Genomic DNA, 17,286 nt, shown 5'->3' with positions numbered 1-17,286 from the left:
CTGTGCCAGGCGCAAAGCTCTCATCTTTGACGGAACTTTTCTGGTAATTGAGAATCAATCATATGTAAAAATCTTAAAATTGTGAAAACTCTAACCGTCTGATTTTGTTGAGAATTTGGTTTTAGTTACTTAGAAGGCAGCGTGTAGAGCTGAATACAGGAATGCTGAATAGATACAAATTTCTTATAGTTTACTTTTTGACTGATGCTAACTTTTCTGCCAGTTGCTCCAGTTCATCCCAGCGTTCAAAAAGTTTCTGGACATGATCTTCAGCCTCACTGAGACGGGCACAGAGGTCCTGTAGCTTTTGGGCGTTGCTCATGACCTCGGGGCGGTTCATCTCATGTATCAAATCTGCAACAATATTTTCAGCCTTTTCAATATTTCCTTCCATACTTTCCAGCTCAAGTTGATTCTTGTATGACATTTTGCCAGGTCTGGCAGGTCTTTTGCGTGTTTTCTTTGTCTCAACAAGTTCTGACCTGGACTTCTGCACTTTATTTTGCATGGAAAAGGCGTCAAGGCATTGGGAAATATCAGCAAAATATGTGCTGCCCCCCTGACCATCCAGGAACAGCAAGTTGTGACACAGATTATTTAAAAACATGCGATCATGGGAAATAAGAACAATGGCCCCGGGGAATTCGGAAAGACTTTGTTCAAGAATTTCAAGAGTAGGAATGTCAATATCATTGGTAGGCTCATCAAGAAGCAGGACATCAGCTGTTTCAAGCATTAATCTGGCTATAAGCAGCCGTGACTTTTCTCCTCCTGAAAGACTGGATACAGGAAGGGGTAACTGCTCTGGAGTAAAACGCATTCTTTTGGCCCAGGAAACTACATGCAGGGGATTGCCCTGAAAAACCACCTGATCCCCGCTTGGGCACAGGGCCTCTTTCAGGCTTTTGTCCTGATCAAGCTGTTCCCTGCCCTGATCAAAGTAAACTGTTTTCAGGCCATCCGCTCTTCGCACCTCTCCACTGTCTGGAGCCATATTCCCGGAAAGTATCTGTAAAAGACTACTTTTCCCTGCCCCGTTGCCACCCATTATCCCCAGACAGGAACCTGGAGACAAAGCAATGTCAAGATCACTGAACAGGACCGTATTTTTACGTTTCAGGCTGATGCTCTGTGCCTTCAAGAGCTTTTTGGTTTTACGCCCTGTTGCGGAAAATTCAATTCCGGCAGCCTGATTGTTCTGATTTCTGCTTTTTACCTCACAAAGTTCTTCCTGCAGGGCATGAGCAGCACTAACCCGGTATCTGGCCTTTGTTGTACGAGCCTTGGGTCCCCTGCGAAGCCATTCAATCTCTCGCCTGGTCTTATTGGCCAGAGAATGCTCAAGTTTTCCCTGGGCGAGTGCAAATTCTTCACGTTTTTCAAGAAATTGCGAGTAATTACCTTTAACTTCCATGAATCCTTCAGGGTATAGCCTGTTCAATTCCACAATTTTATTGGTCACGTTTTCTAAGAATGTCCGGTCATGACTGACCAGCACAAAGGTAAAATCAGGCCTGGCAAGAACTTTTTCCAGCCAGATAATTCCATCAATATCTAAATGGTTTGTAGGTTCATCAAGAAGGAGCAGATCCGGTTCCTGAACAAGGGCTCTGACAATAGCCAGGCGCTTGATCCAGCCACCGGACAAAGTGGATACTTGAGTATCTAAAGACTGAAAACCTGCCTGAACAGCAATCTTGCTGATTTGTGCAAACATATCCGGGTCGGGATTCTTTTCCGGCAATACTTCCCATATGGCCTGCTCTACAGACTGATCAAAAGAAAAAGTCTCTGACTGGGAAAGGTATACAAGTCGGATATCGCCTTTGGGGATGATCTGACCAGTATCAGGTATCTCAATACCAGCCATAATTTTTAAAAGAGTGGATTTTCCTGAGCCATTAGGCCCGATAAGACCGGTTCTTTCCTGTGCATGAAAACCAAGACTTAATTCTGAAAATAAAGGTTTTTCAGAGTATGTCATGGATATATTGCTGCAGCTGACAAGAAGTTCTGAATGCGTCATTTGGTCGGGGGGTAAAAAAATTGATAGATATTTATTACATAGGGCCAGTCTGTTCAACTGTCCTGGATTCCGGTTTTCGCCGGAATGACGGTAATGAGAAATATTTAGCTTTAACCGTCACCCCGGTCCTGGATCGAGTCCGGGATGACGGATCCAGGGTACAGTTTTTACCCCTCGTTCCCAGGCTGGAGCCTGGGAACAGGTGCTAACTGCCTTTTTGAGCCAAGATATCAGCAAAATCAAGGCGATTTATTACTGCTATCTGCTCCATGGGTCATCTGCTCAATTGGTTGCATGGCAACTGATAACCGTTTCTATCCAGCTTTTCAAGTGCATGATTTTCGTTCAGCAGTAGCCTTGCATCCCCAATGAATCTTTCATCATGACTGCATCCATTTAGGATATTACAGACTTAGCAGTATCATGTTTACACATCGCGTCAAGCGCGAAATGTAAACATGTTTATCCTCTGTCCAGGATCTCTATCCAGTACCTGGCCCGACTGCGCAGTTCGGGATCATTTTCTGCCTGGCGGAACGCTTCTCTGGCGCTGTCTAAGCGTCCTTGATGATATTGGGAGATTCCCAGCAGAAACAGAGCATCCCGGCGTGCTTTCGGACACTGAGACTCAGTGGCGAGACGCAAATGCTCACTGGCCTCATCCCAGTCTTCTATCTGCATGAAAAGTCTGCCCAGGCGCAGCCTGCACTGGCAATTATTTTGACGCGTTAACTTTTCCTGCATGGCATTGGCTGCAAGGCGCAACTCACTGGCCTGGTGCCAGGCATCAGCCAGAATCTGATAGTATCCGGGTCTGTCCGGAATTTTTCCGTCTTCAAGAGCCTGCTGCAGAATCAAAGCTCCCTTGCGGGGCACTCCGGCCTGGCGGTATAGCTGCACCAGCCGGACGATGTCATCTGAGCTGTCAAAAACCCCACTTTGATATCCGGCTGACAAAACAGCTGCTGCCTTATGGTCATTGCCCATATGCATGTGCACCCCTGCCAGGTGCTCCCAGTATCGTCTTTCATCTGGATGACGCTCCAGCAGCACAGGCAGCCATTTTAAAAGCCCTGCATAATCATCAGCATTATGCATGGCGGCCACCAGCATTTCCATCCAGCTGTCCCGGGGCTTGTCCGCATTCTGAATAGCAGCTTTCATGTGCTTAACAGCTTGCTGATAGCTTCCAGCCTGGTAATGTATCCAGGCCACTCCGGCATGCTCATCAGGGGTTAGTTCGCCAGCCATATCAGTCCACTTGCTGATCCTTTTCAGGGCCTCATCATATTGCTCCAGAATAATCAGAATCTGGGCTGAATTATACAAAAGCCAGCTTCTAATGGACTTGTCAATCTCGTCACAGCCAAGGGCATTGTCAAAGGCGTTCAAAGCTTCCTGGTGACGGTCTGATTCACTAAGCAGGTATCCGCGCATCTGCCAGGCGGAAACCAGCGTGTGGGGATCATTGCTGAACCTGTCTATAACCTGCAATAAAATTTTGTCTGCATCTTCCCATTTTTGTTCACCCACAAGCTCTCTTGCCTCATTTAGCGCATTGAATGCTGCCTGAGGTATTGTGGCTTGCTCATCCCTGGCCTGGGCTGCAGACTGCCAGCAAAAGAGTGCAAACAAACCAAGAACAACAGACAAAAACAAGTGCCCTGATTTACCGAGTTTGCTGGTGGACTTTTGGAAGGTACTCATATTTTTTCTCCTGCACTATGTTTATGCGATGTCTAACGGGATTTTAGTTCTCCAGTCTGAAGGTAATGGTAATGGTGGCCAGAGCCGGGACCGGCTCCCCCTCTCTGGTCTGAGGGTGAAATCTCCACCTGCTTAAGGCCCGGACAGCTTCCTGATCAAAAACACCGCGCCTTGGAGAGGCTTCCAGGACCTGTACATCCTTGACTGATCCATCAACATCTACGATGAACTCCAGCCTGACCCATCCGGATATACCTGCTAACTGGGCCCGCCTGGGATAGCGGGGCGGGACCTGGCTGACCGGAGTCAGGGATCTTGTGTAACGTACGGGGCCCTGGGCTGCTTCAGGACCTTGAGCCATGGGAGCCGCCGCCACAGGCAGGTCAGCCATGCTTAGATCCGGTCGAATATTCGGAATCAGGGGATCAATGCTCAAGGCAGGAGGTTTTGGCTCCTGTGGTATGGGGGTGGCCTCCATAGGCGGAACAGGCTCCGGCTCTTCCAGAGGCTCAGGTTCATTTCTCTGGCGCTCCCTGATTACTTCATCAGGAGCATCAAGCCGAATGAATTCAGGGATAGGTGCAGATCTGTCCAGGTAAAGACTGACATCACGCTGGGAAATCAGGCCCTGCATAAGCAGAAAAAGCCCCACAGCAACTCCTATCCCCATGGTCATGGATATTGCGTGTCTTGCAGCTGCTTTAGAAGACAGGGAATACATAACTATTTTCCTTTAGACATAACTCAAGGCCGACTGGCTGCCACAGCCACGTTCTGCACCCCGGCCTGACGGACCTGGTCCATGACCTGGATAAGAATCCCTGTCCGGGAGGCCTCGTCAGCCTGAATCACAACTGATCCCTCGGGATTTTCAGCCCTGAGTCTTTCAACATTGGCCCGGACCGCCCGGATATCAACCTGACGCCCGTCTATCCAGATGGCTCCGGCATCAGACACTGCTATCATAATATTGGCCAGTTCCTGGCGCTGGGCTGTGGATGCTGCAGGTCTGTTTATCTCAATGCCCGCTTCTTTTACAAAAGATGTGGTCACAATAAAAAATATGAGCATGATAAACACCACGTCCATCATGGAAGTCATATCTATCTGGGCGGATTCAAGTTCCATCCTCTCCCGTCTTTTTCGCAATCTCATAAATCTACTCAGCCTCTTTCAGGGAGTGCACAGGGCACTCCTTAAGTTTTCTCAGCAGTTCATCCCTGAGCTTACTGCCTTTTTGCCTTCCGCCCCTCTGCAGACGGATGCTGAACACAAAGCCTGACAAAGCCACAACAAGCCCGGCCATGGTGGGGATGGTAGCCATGGACACTCCAGCTGCCATGGCCCTGGGATTACCTGTTCCCAAAAAGCTAATGGTCTCAAAAACATGGATCATGCCTGTAACTGTCCCAAGAAGCCCCAAAAGAGGACAAACAGCAATAAGAGTTCTAATCATGTCGAGATGAGCATCCAGCCTCTGCCTGATTCTTGAAACATCCCTGCGCAGCAGCATATCCACGGTTTTAACATCAGATTCGGGCTGAGACTCCCATCTGGAACAAAGTTCTGCAAACTCTCTCGGAAAGATCCGCATGTGATACCAGTATCTTTCAATTATAAGAGACCAGAGAACAGTTGCCACCCCAAAGATGAGCCACAGCACAGGTCCTCCGGCATCAAAAAAACGTCTGAGCTCAAGTACAGGCTCAACCATGTTCCGCCCTTTCCCGGTATTTCTGCATATGTTCGGCCAGATATCCTGCTCCCTGCTCCTCCATAATGCCGATGAGCCGCCTGCTCTTGGATGAAGCAATGCTGTGCAGAAAAAGCAGGGGGATAGCCACGGTCAACCCTAAGGCCGTGGTCACTAAGGCCTGGGATATGCCTCCGGCCATAAGCTGTGGATCTCCGGTTCCAAACAGGGTAATGGACTGAAAGGTCTCAATCATGCCCACCACCGTGCCGAGAAGTCCTAGAAGCGGAGCCACTGCAGCCAGGATCTTAATGGTGGTCAAGCCCTTTTCCAGACTGGGAGACTCCTTCATGATGGTTTCTTCCAGCCTGATCTCCAGAGTCTCTGGATCTACTTTTTTATTGCGAAGGTATTGATCCATTAAACGGCCCAAAGGGTTATTCCGGATAATCTCTTCTGATCCCAGCTGTCTGCCAACCCGCCTCTCGGTCAGCAGTAGAACTGCAAATCTAACCGCAAAGAGAATTGCTCCCAGTGCGCCCAGGCAGATTATTATCAGCCCGATGACCCTGCCCTGCATGACTCGCTCTATAACAGACGGGGACTGGACCAGCTGGGCCAGGATGGCCCCTCTGGACGGATCCAAGGCAAAAGGCAGAATGTCACCCGGTGCTGCTTCATCAAGAGCGGCTGCCTGTCGCAGATAAGCTGAGCCGGGCTGCCTGGGAAGCTTTAGAAACTGGTTTCTGCCCTGAACATGGGAAAGATAATGTCCCTCTGAAACAGCATTAAATGATCCCACCCGGACAATCTGTTTTTCAACCTTATTTCCATCAGGGCGAACAACTTCTGCACTTATCCTTGTCACCCGCCCTGTTTCCACCATTTCTTCCAGAATCAGCACCCAGAACCTTTCCAGATCACTTATTGCGGGCAAGCTTCTGCTGTCTGCCAGCTCATTTAAAAAATCCAGGTCACCGGGTCGATCGGCCATGGTCAGAGAACTCATAAACAAAGCATGAAAGTCCCCGGCATTCTGGCGGACAACACCAAACATTTCACCAAGGCCCCCCTGTTCTTCACGCAGATCTTTTTCCAGCCCGGAAAGCAGGGATTCATTCTGCTCATAGACATCCAGCAGGTGCTCCTGTCTGGCTTGCTCACTGCTTAAAGCCTCACGCATCTGTCTGACCCGTTCCCGGGCCCCTTCAAGATCAGACCTGAATTCCTGCTCCCGTTCCCTGTTAAGGGCTTCTTCAACTGCCGCCCGCTGGCGGATCTCCTGAAGCAAAGTATCAAGATCAGTCCCGGCCTGGACAGAACCAGTAATGAAAAGGCCCATAATCAGGGCAGTCAAAACAAACAGATATCTCATGGCTGCTCCATCACTGCCGGCGTTGAGTATTCACCAAACCCTTCATCTTCGTACACAGGAGCAAAAACCGGCAAAGACATGATCACAGGCACCTGAATAAGTTCAGGTGCCGCCTGTCTGCCAGCTATGCGAATACCCTGCCGGACAGTCTGATTATATCTCCTTTCCAGAGGCAGCCACGCTCTGTCGCGGGCGCTCCAGAAACCGGTTTCACTTCGGTCCAGAGTCTGATATGCCAAGACCAGACGTCCAATGCGCAGAAACTCAACGCTTCTCTCCTGTCCGTCCAGGACAAGCTCACCCTGGAAGGCCTCCATACTCCGTCCAAAGTCAGACTCAGTCTGGTAAGCCAGCATGATCTGCCGGAACTTTTCCGGGATATCCACATCTGCTCTGACCATGAGGTTTCTCAGACCTTCCACCCTGGCCCGGCGCTCATCCTGCAGAAAAGGCAGATCAGCATGGACAAAGTCTTCCAGAGTATCCAGCATGTGCAGCATAAGAGGGACTATCTCCCGCTTGGTAACCTGGATGTCATTGATCTGTCTTTCCAGGGAGTCCACCTCTTCCTGTTGTGAGTTGACCATGTCGTTCAGGTTGTCATTGTAAACAACCAGGTTTCTGTGCTGCCGGGAAAGATCTCTGTATTCGTTCAGCAACTGCCTGGTTTCTTCAGACATCTTGTCAATCCTGTCCTGGGACTGTCTTCCCTGGTCAATGATAATGGATTCTTCCTGCACAATCTGCTGAACTTTATCCCCGGCCATCAATCTTGCCGGAAAAAAAGCTGCAAATAGAATAATCAAAATTATTATCAACTTATTCAAAACAGATTTCCTCTTAAGATGTCATTTAGTATGCAAAAAACACAGCTGGGAGTTTGCAGATGCAGAAAACTACTCAGGATGCAGGTTAACATCGCTGCATGGTGAATAGTTACAAAACACATATTAAAGGTTTTCATGCAAAAAGTCGGACAGAAACTTATTCTACAAAAAACATAGCCATAACTCTTTGTTTTTACTGATTCCTGATCCCTGACTTCTGACTCCTGCGACTGCAAAAGGTGTTTTTGCAGTCAAATAATTAAAACCGGTAGCTCAAACCGCCATAAAAGGTTGTCGGCTCTATCTGGGTAACGTTATTACGCTCAAAGGTTTTGTTGAAAATATTATCCACTCCGGCAAAAATCTCAAAGTTTGGGCCGAAACCTTTGGAAATATAGGTTCCAAACAGTGTGTATGAGTAGCGGTCCCCTTCGGCGTATTCCATTCTGCCGGTATAAGACATGCGCAGGTTGGCCTTGAGCCTCCAGTCCGGATATTCGTATCCGAGCTTTACAAACCCCTTATACTTGGGCTGGGCCCCGATATCCTCGCCTCCGGACTTGTTATCAATATCCATCCAGGTCAGGTTTCCGTCCACTGAAAAACCATGGGGAAGTCTAAGGCCTGCCTCAGCTTCAATCCCTTTGATTGTTGCTTTGGCAATATTATCCCACTGATAATAGCTTTTCCTGCTGGGGCCGCTGCCTTCAACCCGGTTAAAAATGGATTCAATGAGGTTCTCGACATCAGTATAAAAGCCGGTCAGTCCTGCGTAAACAATATCAAAATCTCCTTCGATTCCCAGTTCGTAGCTTGTAGACTTCTCTGCCTTGAGATCCGGATTGGCTTCATATACCTCCTGGCCTCTGCGGCGCAGTGAAGTGACGTACAGTTCAGTAAGGGAGGGAGCCCTGAAACCCTGGCCAAAAGATGCCCTGACCCTGATGGAGTCAGACAGGCTGTAGATGGTTGAGGCTCTGGTTGTCCACTGATCTCCATATTCAGAATGATTATCATAGCGCAGCCCGAGAACCAGATAAAGCGGATCAAAAATATTAAATTCATCCTGCAGAAATACGCTGAAATTATTCACATGTTCCTTGTTGCGCAGCTCGCCCATCTGGGTATCATCCAGTTCATCCCGCCGGAAATCAAAACCCAGGGTTACCAGATGACTGTCAAAGTAAAGACCTGAATATCTTGCTTCAGCCTGATTCACATACTGGCTGGTATTTCTTCTGCCTGACCGGGCGTCCGGATCGAAAAGCATTTTATTTTCATATTCCGACCTGTTCACCCTGAGCATAAAGTCATGCACGTCTGAAAAATGAGCATCATACTGGGCAAAATATCCTCTTCGTTCTTCATCAAAGTTTCTTGTCCTGTCCATTCTCTCATAAAACTGACCACCCTCATATTTATTGTCTGTATACTCCACCCCGGCTGACAGCATCTGGCTGTCAGTCAAATCAAAAGAAAAGCGTCCGGAAAGCAGCAAAGGTGACTCTTCAAACCCGTCATCAGGCAATGAACTGGTTTTATTCCAACCATCTTTTTTTCGCTTTTCAGCTGACAGTAAAAATCGAAAGCGGTCCAGGGGTCCGCCCACCATGGCGCTGCCAACATACTCTTTGGCATCGCCGTCCTTATTAATTCCAAACTGGGTTTTGGCTTCACCGCTCCACTCGTACGGGGCTTTTCTGGTAATAATATTAACAACTCCGCCAAGGGCATCACTGCCGTACAGCGCTGAAGCAGGTCCACGCACAATTTCAATACGATCCACCATAACCACGGGGATCTGGCGCAGATCAATCATGTCATTAAAACCAAATGCTAGTCTGCGGCCATCCATGAGCACCAGAGTATGTTTGCTTCTGGCGCCGCGAATGCTGGGAACCCTTGTTCTGCCGGACTCTCTGGAAACTATCAGGCCCACTGAGTTTTCCAGAGCGTCAGCTACTGTCAGGGCATTCATTTCCTCCATCTGCTTAGAGGTAATGACTTCAATGGACCCCGGCGCATCAGATAAATACTTTTGAGTCATGGTTGCAGAAACCACAAACTCTTCAAGCCTTGCAGGTTCCTCTTCAGCAGCCAGAACAGGGCCGCCGGCCATAATCAGTAACAAAGCCATGATAATTATTTTTTTTGCCACATCTCTCTCCTATAATAATTTCTGGATAATTGTTTCAGCAGGGTTAGTTCTGAGCCTGTTCTCTAACCTGACGGCGCTGATCCCTGATTCTTCTGTCAATCTCGCCCTTTTCAATATGTCCCCAGGCAATGAAGGTGTATTGATCAGGGACTTCAAAAAGATCCTCAAAATTCATGGCTGGATAATTCTCCAGTATAAACCTGCGGTCCTGACTGCGTTTTTTACTCTGAGCCTCGCTAATGGTCCCGGCATGCTGCTTTGCGCGCAGCTCAAACCAGTCACTGGGCCACATTTCATCCTTAAGCCTGATAGTCACGGCCTGCATGGTGGATTTGCGCAGGAACTGGTAAACAAAATTATCCCCTCTGCTTTCAATTCCATGCGGTGGCCAGGTTTTGTCCCTGGGATTATCGCCCTTGAATATAAAGTCCAAAGCACCCATGGAACCCCCTGGGGCACGGCTAATAGACACGATATCCTCAATAACCGGAGTTTCTTCCCCGAAAAGCAGGCCAAAACCATATTTGGCCGCCAGAAAGGAAACTGTGCCAGTAAGGCAGGGATGCTCCAGAAACTCATACGCATCCACCAGGCTGAGATTATGGGTCTCACCACCCCTGATGACTGTGACGGGTGCCAGATCTCTGGCAGCCTGGGTATAACTTCCATCTCCAGCACCGCAGTCTGCTGTGGCAGGCAGGGCAGATCCCATGACCAGAACCAGGAACATCATCAACCCGCACAGGGCTTTTAATTGCAGATTCATTTATATCTCCTTAATTTGGGAGTAAAAAGTTAAAGGTAAAAGGTTAGTGGCTTACTATTGAAATCTTGTCACAAAAAACAAGAAAAATTTGAACCGCAAAGGCGCCAAGTTCGCAAAGTTAAAGACGCGAAGCAGGTGTATTGTCCAAAACCGGGACACGGTTTTGGACAAGGCTGCCTTTTCATTTGCCGTTACCCGGCAAATGAAAAAAAACTTCCTGCCTTCCTTTGCGACCTTTGCGTCTTGAGTGAGTCTTCGAACGGGCGGTTAAGTATTTTTTCTTGGGTTGCGGGCATGGCCCGCATTAGTATCTATTCACCACATACGGAATATGGTTATTCAAAGGCACTGGATTCCGGCTTTCGCCGGAATGACGGAGAAGAGCAGCAGCCAACTTTATCCGTCACCCCGGACCAGATCCGGGGTCCAGGTCTTCTAATTCGATTGTGCTGAATAGTTACAAAGGCTAAGACAAGGAAGTGGGAATAAACTGTTATTCACCTCTTTGTTGACGCCTCAAATCCCGGCCCAGCCTGTCTGCCTGATGATTTTAAATGATCTGTTATTCATATATTCTTTCCTTTTAAATTTATTCAACTACCTCAGAGCTGAGCAGCTCCAGGGTGTGGCCTTCACCTCCGTCGAAAAGAACCACAAAATCACCACCAGGTTTATCAAATTCAAAAAAACCAGCCCTGTCCAGCATGCCACAGGCCAGCATGCCCCCTGATTCCTGATCAATGACATAGATGGGGGTACATGATGCGCAAGAACCATCTGACCATCCGCCTTCACACAGGATTGTGCCGTCCCCTTCGTCATAGCACATGAGCAATGGGGAGTGCGCCCTGGCACTCCCCGCAAAGCAGAAAAAGATTAGAATAACCATAAAGCAAAACTTACTCTTCACACCAACCTCCTTTAGAGTCTAAATGAATAGAAAAGATTTTAACTCTCAATATCTGCAGATTTACAAAAAAAAGCGCAACAAACAAACAGCACCACCACCATTGCGGTGCGATTCACACTGTTGCGCCCTCACTTTCCTCAGCGCCAAATGCCTGAGGACCGTAGAACACACCTTAGGTCAGAAAGCCATCAAGCTCTGCTTACATTAAATTACAGATGAAGAAGATGGGATAATATTTTTTTGCGACAACATAAAAGCAGCGCAAGCAGGCTTTTAAGAGATTCGATAATGAGTGTCAACCACTTTTAACTCGGAATCAGACTAACGAATAAACATTTTTTTCAACTCAAAACCAGGGGATCTATATCGTCCAAGACTGACTACTTTGAACCCATCAGGCTTGCTGTCTATGCTGACGACCATCAGCCTGGCCTGCCTGTTATTGATATAAATCCTGCTTCCGCACCTTGTGTTAATTATCAGCATTTTTTTTACCATGGGAATGTGATCTTTAAATTCAACTACTGACTCTAATTTAATTATTACTCCCTGTCGTATGCTCAGCCGTTCATAAACCTGCCTGACATTATTTTTACCAAGAAGTTGCATGACTTCAAGATCCGATTCATGAGAAATCATGGCCAGCTGAGATTTATCTTCATTCTGACGAACCAGGACCTTGCAGGCCAGTCCCTGAGTGATCTGAACCAGCTTATTGTTAATCAAAAGACGATAACACAGGGGTTTTACATGACTGATCATTTGAATATGACTGCCCTTTTGCACTCCCAGGTCATTTAGAACATCTTCAAGGCAGGCTCCGCAGGTCATTGCTTGAACATAGCCTGATTCTCCAGGGAACATTTCACTGACAGGAGTCCTGTGGTCATCATCATGGTGTACGAAAACTCCGGCAGCCATCCCTGGATCAAGAATTACCATTCCATGCTTTGCAAGTACCTGCACTGATCTTTCAGCTGCCGGCTCAAGTGATATATGCAGTTCAGCACCTGGTTTTATGCCAACTCCGGCCAGGCGACGTGCTAAATTGTCATCCATTACTTCATCCAGCACAACTTTCGAACCTGGTTCTATCAAATCCAAGCCTGGTGACATGAATACACTCCTTAGTAATTGGTGATAAAGTATTAACAGGCAGGACAAGAGCCCCGCAATTTTTCTTGGCAGGTGATATCCAAACGGATAATCAATTTCAATATTTAATTTAAAAGGAGGATTTTATGCGAAAACTTGTCATTTGTCTTGTCTTGTCTTGTCATGTCTTGTTTATTGTTTGTGTTTTTTGCCCACGCTTTTGCTGCAGAAAAAAGCTATCCTGACGGAGCTTACAGGGGGATATTTGCAGACAGAGGGGACATAAAGGTTGCCCTTCAGTCCCCATTCCCCCTTCAGCCTTCCCCCTTCAGCCTTTCCCCTTCAGCCTTCATCCATCATCCTTCATCCATCATCCTTCATCCTTCATCCATCATCCTTCATCCTTCATCCTTTCCATGTTTTCACTTAAAAAAATATTTATTTCAGAAACGCATTTTACATACTCACTTTCAAGCTCCTGAAATAAATCACGCATACTTGTTATATTAGCGGAGCAACCTGCTATTTCTATGAGTTTGGCTATTTCAGTCATTTGTGCACAACCCACGTTGATTGTGTTTTCCTTGATTGCATGTGCCTCTCGCATAGCCCCCTCAATATCCCCCTGATTAAGCTGGCTGCTCAGCCTTGACAGATTGTCAGGCAGAACCTCCTTGAACTTTTCAAGTACTTGACTGACAAACTGCAGATCATTGTCCATCATATCAATGAGCCAGTCCTTGTGAAAAGCAGGCGAATCATCATTCTGTTTAGGCTGTGTAGGGCTGTAATGCTCATAAGATTGGCATGGCAGCTGGATATCATTTTTGTCGGATTGTTCGTCAGTATCCTGTCGTAGCCATTTTTCAAGCTTTTTTCCTAAATCAACTGGGTTAATGGGCTTGGCTAGATAGTCATCCATGCCAGCCTTGATGCATTGCTCCCGATCTTTACGCATTGCTCCGGCAGTCATGGCAATGATAGGAATGCCAGGCTTATGCTGTTTCCATCTGCTTAGTTGATATTCCATCTTCTGGCATCCGGATTTCATTTTCGGGCACTTGTCATTTTCTGACTCTAATCCATCAACTTTCAACTGCCTGATCATTTTAGTCGCCTCCAGACCATCCATCCTGGGCATCTGTACATCCATCAGCACAAGATCATAAGTTTTAGATTCTACAGCATGCACTGCAGCCAGTCCGTTATTAGCAATATCTACAGTCAACCCCATTTTTTTAAGGAGCCCTACAGCCACCTGCTGATTTACTTTATTGTCTTCTGCCACAAGAATATGACCTTTAAAGTTTAGCTGATCAACCTGTTCACGTTTAATTTCTCTGACTGTATGCCTTGTTATGATTGGATGCTTTTTATTTTTTCCTGCGCTTGAAAGTACAGTGAGTAGAGTATCATAGAGTTCTGTCTGACGTACAGGCTTGTTAAGATAGGCATCAAATCCGGCCCTTTCCAGCAATTTAACATCACCTGGACGGCCAATTGAAGTTAGCATGACTAAGGGGATGTCTCTGTATCTCGGATTATTCATAATATTGAATCCCAACTCTTCTCCATCGATAATTGGCATCTGCATATCCAGGATGGCCATGGCAAAGGTATCTCCCTGCTCATAAGTTCTGAACAAAATTTCTAGGGCGCTGTATCCATTATCAGTGTGCTTAACTCTTGCCCCCCAGACCTCAAGCTGCTTTTTAAGGATTTCAAGATTTGTCTGGTTGTCGTCAACAATCAGAATATTCTTATCTCTTAAATCTCCAGGAAGCATGAAGATGGTGCTCTCTTTCTTTTCAGACTTGATGAATTTTGCAGTAAACCAAAATTCAGACCCTTGCCCGGCTTTACTGTCAACACCAATAGCTCCACCCATTAATTCTGACAGATGTTTGGCTATGGCAAGACCAAGCCCTGTTCCTCCAAATTTGCGAGTTGTAGAGCTGTCCATCTGATTGAACTTTTCAAAAAGCAAGTTAATTTTGTCGTCAGGGATGCCAATGCCTGTATCGCGAACTGAAAACCTGATGAGAACTTCATTGTTTGCAGATGACTCTACGTTCGCTGTAATCAATACCTCTCCTTTATCTGTAAATTTAATGGCATTGCCCACAAGATTAGTTAATATCTGTCGCAAACGCCCGGGATCGCCTTTCAGAGCTGAAGGTACATCAGGGGCTGGCATGCAGATAATTTCAAGGCCTTTTTCATGGGCTTTGAAAGCCATTAATGACGCTAAATCTTCTATGAAGTGATGCAGGTTAAACTCAATTTCCTCCAGTTCAAGCCTGCCGGCTTCAATTTTGGAGAAATCAAGGATGTCGTTGATCACTGACAGTAGAGACTCTCCACTTAGCTGGATTGTATCTGCCAATCTTCTTTGCTCTGGAGAAAGATCGGTATGTAATAAGAGGTCAGTAATGCCTATAACCCCATTCATCGGAGTTCTTATTTCATGGCTCATATTTGCCAGAAACTCTGATTTTGCCTTTGTTGCGATTTCAGCCTTTTTTAAGGCATCCTTTAAGTCCTGTTCATATTTTTTCTGTTGTTGGGCGTTAACCAGCAACCGGGCCAGCAGGTTGAGCAAGTTAATTTCAGTATCATGCCATTCTCTTAAACTGCGGACAGAATCCAAACCTAAAAAACCATAGCAGCAGTCATGGAACATAAGCGGAATGCATAAAACAGATTTAATGGCTTGAGATCCCAGCAATTTCTTAAAAGGGTCATCATCGGGTAAACTATCCACATCCGATAGCTCAAAAGGTTCACCTTTCTTGTGCAGCGATATCTGCTCATGACAAATTTCAACTGAGATATTTTGTAAGTTGTGAATTTGTTTCTCTATGCCTGGTGAGCACCATTCATGGGTGTTGGACATGATCTTGTTTTCAAGATCATAAGAAAAGATGTAAACCCGGTCGGCCTGGGTAAACTTGCCTACTTTTTCAAGAGACTCATCAATGGCTTGATCAAGGTTGCTGGATGCCACTGTCAGAAATGAAACAGACATTTCCATTAGCAGGGTCTGAAGCTCTAAACGGTAATTGAGCAGTTCCTGATTTTTCCTGGCCTCTGAAATATCCCTGGCTACGGCAATAAACATTACCTCCTCATCTTGAATAAAAGGCTGTATTCTGACTTCAACGGGGAAACTGACTCCATGCTTACCCTGATGGACAGTCTCAACTGTAAAAGACTTTTCATTATTGCGGACAATCGTATCCAATGTTTCGGACATCTGCTCCCGGGAAACATCTGGCTGGATATCATGGGGGCCCATTTCCAGCAGCTGTTCTCTGCTTATTCCCAGGGACTTCCAGGCAGCCTCATTGGCATCCACAAACTTCATTGTTTTACGCTCAAGTATGAAAAAACTATCTGTGCTGCTGTCTAATGCATGCTTGAAGCGCTCATTTAGAATGGCTGTCTTCTTAGTCTCAGTAATGTCTGTGAACATGGCAAAAGATCCCATGAACTGACCGTACTCATCAATACGCGGAGTTGATGAAATCTGTACCCAAACCGGGTATCCCTCTTTATGCATCATGCGCAGCTCATAATTTCCTGCACTGCCTTCAGCGCGGTTTTGCCACCTTCTAATGAATGCTTTAAGGTCGGATGGGTGGATAAAGTCCAAAGCAGACCGTCCGATAAGCTCATGCTCCCCGTAGCCAAGCATTTTGCAGAAGCTTTGATTAACATAAGTAACAGTACCCTCTTTGCAGAGCATCCTGATGCCCTGACTTGATGCCTCAACAATCATCCGACAACGGTCAAGATCTGTGCTACGTGCTTGATCAACCTGTCGCTGCTGGGAATGGACGCTTAAGGCCTTTTTGCAATCAGAATTGTCTGATTCGTTATTAGAGGAATTTACAACCTGACCCTGATAAAACAGCTTGTCCGACTCAAGACCTGAAGCTGTCCAGATATGCGTTTTTAAAGATACCTCTCTGCCGTCACGACTTTTGAGGCAAAGGAGATAATTATGCAAATGTCCATTGTTTTTAAGCTTTTCTTTCAGGCTTGGACAATGGAAGGTCCCAGCCATGGATGCCTGCAATTCATCAAAATTCTCAAAGCCAAGAAGACGAAGAAAAGATGGGTTTGCAGCTTTGAGTCCCGAATCTGGATTGAATATGAATGTTTCCAGAGGAGAGGCATGGGTTGATTTATGAAAGCAGTCGATCAGTTTATTAGACATCATTTAGGCATCCTCCTTTCAGGTAACTACCTATTTAAGAAACTTGAAGCGCAGGTTAAAATATCAGATTTAACCACATCGCATCGTATATGTATATGGGGCATACGCAAAATATATCTCTAATGCGGGCTGTGCACATAACCCAATTTAAACAAGGATCGTTAAGTTGGGCCCATAACCTTACTTTTCAGACTGAAGACTGAAAACTGAAGGCTGAAGGCTAAAGGCTAAAGGATGAAGAATAAGGTTCCTGGGCATTATCGCTTCTAAGTAACTACAATCATATATGTTATAAATTAAGAGCATTTCGGTTTTACCTTACAGATTGCTTCGGTCGCTTAGGCTCCCTCTTGGGTGACAGGTTTTCAGCAACCACATCCGAGACACCTCAGGTGTCATTGCGAGCGAGTCTTCGAGTGCGGCAATCCTTGTTGCGAGCGAAGCGAAGCAATCTCGTGCTAAGGCTGTTTCATATTTTTACGTTTTTTGCTCATGATTGATGCACAT

The 17,286-nt window shown here is 46.5% G+C and carries 12 protein-coding genes; all 12 read right to left on the bottom strand.

What is annotated here, in order from left to right:
- Positions 1 to 190 precede the first annotated feature (190 nt).
- Positions 191 to 1,984 carry an ABC-F family ATP-binding cassette domain-containing protein gene (locus tag LZ23_RS19980; RefSeq protein WP_232300553.1) on the bottom strand — a complete coding sequence of 598 codons (1,794 nt, stop codon included), beginning with the start codon at positions 1,982 to 1,984 and terminating at the stop codon, positions 191 to 193.
- A gap of 504 nt (positions 1,985 to 2,488) precedes the next feature.
- On the bottom strand, positions 2,489 to 3,733 hold the full coding sequence (locus LZ23_RS19975; protein WP_045217068.1) for a tetratricopeptide repeat protein: 1,245 nt from the start codon (positions 3,731 to 3,733) through the stop codon (positions 2,489 to 2,491).
- A gap of 43 nt (positions 3,734 to 3,776) precedes the next feature.
- Positions 3,777 to 4,454 (bottom strand): energy transducer TonB, encoded by a 678-nt coding sequence (locus tag LZ23_RS19970; protein WP_045217067.1) that lies wholly within the window; start codon positions 4,452 to 4,454, stop codon positions 3,777 to 3,779.
- Between the two features lie 23 nt (positions 4,455 to 4,477).
- Positions 4,478 to 4,888, bottom strand: a complete 411-nt coding sequence (locus LZ23_RS19965) for an ExbD/TolR family protein (RefSeq protein WP_157493352.1) — start codon at positions 4,886 to 4,888, stop codon at positions 4,478 to 4,480.
- Positions 4,889 to 4,892: 4 nt separating this feature from the next.
- Entirely contained in the window at positions 4,893 to 5,447 is a 555-nt protein-coding gene (locus LZ23_RS19960) for a MotA/TolQ/ExbB proton channel family protein (RefSeq protein ID WP_045217064.1), read from the bottom strand.
- Positions 5,440 to 6,801, bottom strand: a complete 1,362-nt coding sequence (locus LZ23_RS25175; RefSeq protein ID WP_045217063.1) for a MotA/TolQ/ExbB proton channel family protein — start codon at positions 6,799 to 6,801, stop codon at positions 5,440 to 5,442. The genes LZ23_RS19960 and LZ23_RS25175 overlap by 8 nt, the downstream gene beginning before the upstream one ends.
- Complete coding sequence (locus tag LZ23_RS19950) at positions 6,798 to 7,628, bottom strand: DUF3450 domain-containing protein (protein ID WP_052507555.1); 831 nt, start codon at positions 7,626 to 7,628, stop codon at positions 6,798 to 6,800. Before LZ23_RS19950 ends, LZ23_RS25175 begins: the two co-directional genes overlap by 4 nt.
- A 259-nt stretch (positions 7,629 to 7,887) precedes the next feature.
- Positions 7,888 to 9,786, bottom strand: coding sequence for a TonB-dependent receptor plug domain-containing protein (locus tag LZ23_RS19945; RefSeq protein ID WP_052507554.1), 1,899 nt, complete (start codon positions 9,784 to 9,786; stop codon positions 7,888 to 7,890).
- 43 nt (positions 9,787 to 9,829) lie between these two features.
- Positions 9,830 to 10,552: a hypothetical protein gene (locus LZ23_RS19940; RefSeq protein WP_045217061.1), complete on the bottom strand. Its 723-nt coding sequence runs from the start codon at positions 10,550 to 10,552 to the stop codon at positions 9,830 to 9,832.
- Between the two features lie 589 nt (positions 10,553 to 11,141).
- Positions 11,142 to 11,462, bottom strand: coding sequence for a hypothetical protein (locus LZ23_RS19935; protein WP_232300552.1), 321 nt, complete (start codon positions 11,460 to 11,462; stop codon positions 11,142 to 11,144).
- 321 nt (positions 11,463 to 11,783) lie between these two features.
- Positions 11,784 to 12,578 (bottom strand): ferrous iron transport protein A, encoded by a 795-nt coding sequence (locus LZ23_RS19930; protein WP_045217058.1) that lies wholly within the window; start codon positions 12,576 to 12,578, stop codon positions 11,784 to 11,786.
- 370 nt (positions 12,579 to 12,948) lie between these two features.
- Positions 12,949 to 16,782 (bottom strand): response regulator, encoded by a 3,834-nt coding sequence (locus LZ23_RS22990; protein ID WP_052507553.1) that lies wholly within the window; start codon positions 16,780 to 16,782, stop codon positions 12,949 to 12,951.
- Positions 16,783 to 17,286: the final 504 nt, after the last annotated feature.

The sequence above is a fragment of the Desulfonatronovibrio magnus genome, assembly GCF_000934755.1.
In the GTDB taxonomy this organism is placed as follows: domain Bacteria; phylum Desulfobacterota; class Desulfovibrionia; order Desulfovibrionales; family Desulfonatronovibrionaceae; genus Desulfonatronovibrio; species Desulfonatronovibrio magnus.
This window is presented reverse-complemented; position numbering and strand designations above follow the sequence as displayed.

Coding starts and splice junctions, on each gene's coding strand:
- LZ23_RS19980 (WP_232300553.1), bottom strand. CDS start 1,984: ATGACATACTCTGAAAAACCTTTATTTTCAGAATTAAGTCTTGGTTTT.
- LZ23_RS19975 (WP_045217068.1), bottom strand. CDS start 3,733: ATGAGTACCTTCCAAAAGTCCACCAGCAAACTCGGTAAATCAGGGCAC.
- LZ23_RS19970 (WP_045217067.1), bottom strand. CDS start 4,454: ATGTATTCCCTGTCTTCTAAAGCAGCTGCAAGACACGCAATATCCATG.
- LZ23_RS19965 (WP_157493352.1), bottom strand. CDS start 4,888: ATGAGATTGCGAAAAAGACGGGAGAGGATGGAACTTGAATCCGCCCAG.
- LZ23_RS19960 (WP_045217064.1), bottom strand. CDS start 5,447: ATGGTTGAGCCTGTACTTGAGCTCAGACGTTTTTTTGATGCCGGAGGA.
- LZ23_RS25175 (WP_045217063.1), bottom strand. CDS start 6,801: ATGAGATATCTGTTTGTTTTGACTGCCCTGATTATGGGCCTTTTCATT.
- LZ23_RS19940 (WP_045217061.1), bottom strand. CDS start 10,552: ATGAATCTGCAATTAAAAGCCCTGTGCGGGTTGATGATGTTCCTGGTT.
- LZ23_RS19930 (WP_045217058.1), bottom strand. CDS start 12,578: ATGTCACCAGGCTTGGATTTGATAGAACCAGGTTCGAAAGTTGTGCTG.
- LZ23_RS22990 (WP_052507553.1), bottom strand. CDS start 16,782: ATGATGTCTAATAAACTGATCGACTGCTTTCATAAATCAACCCATGCC.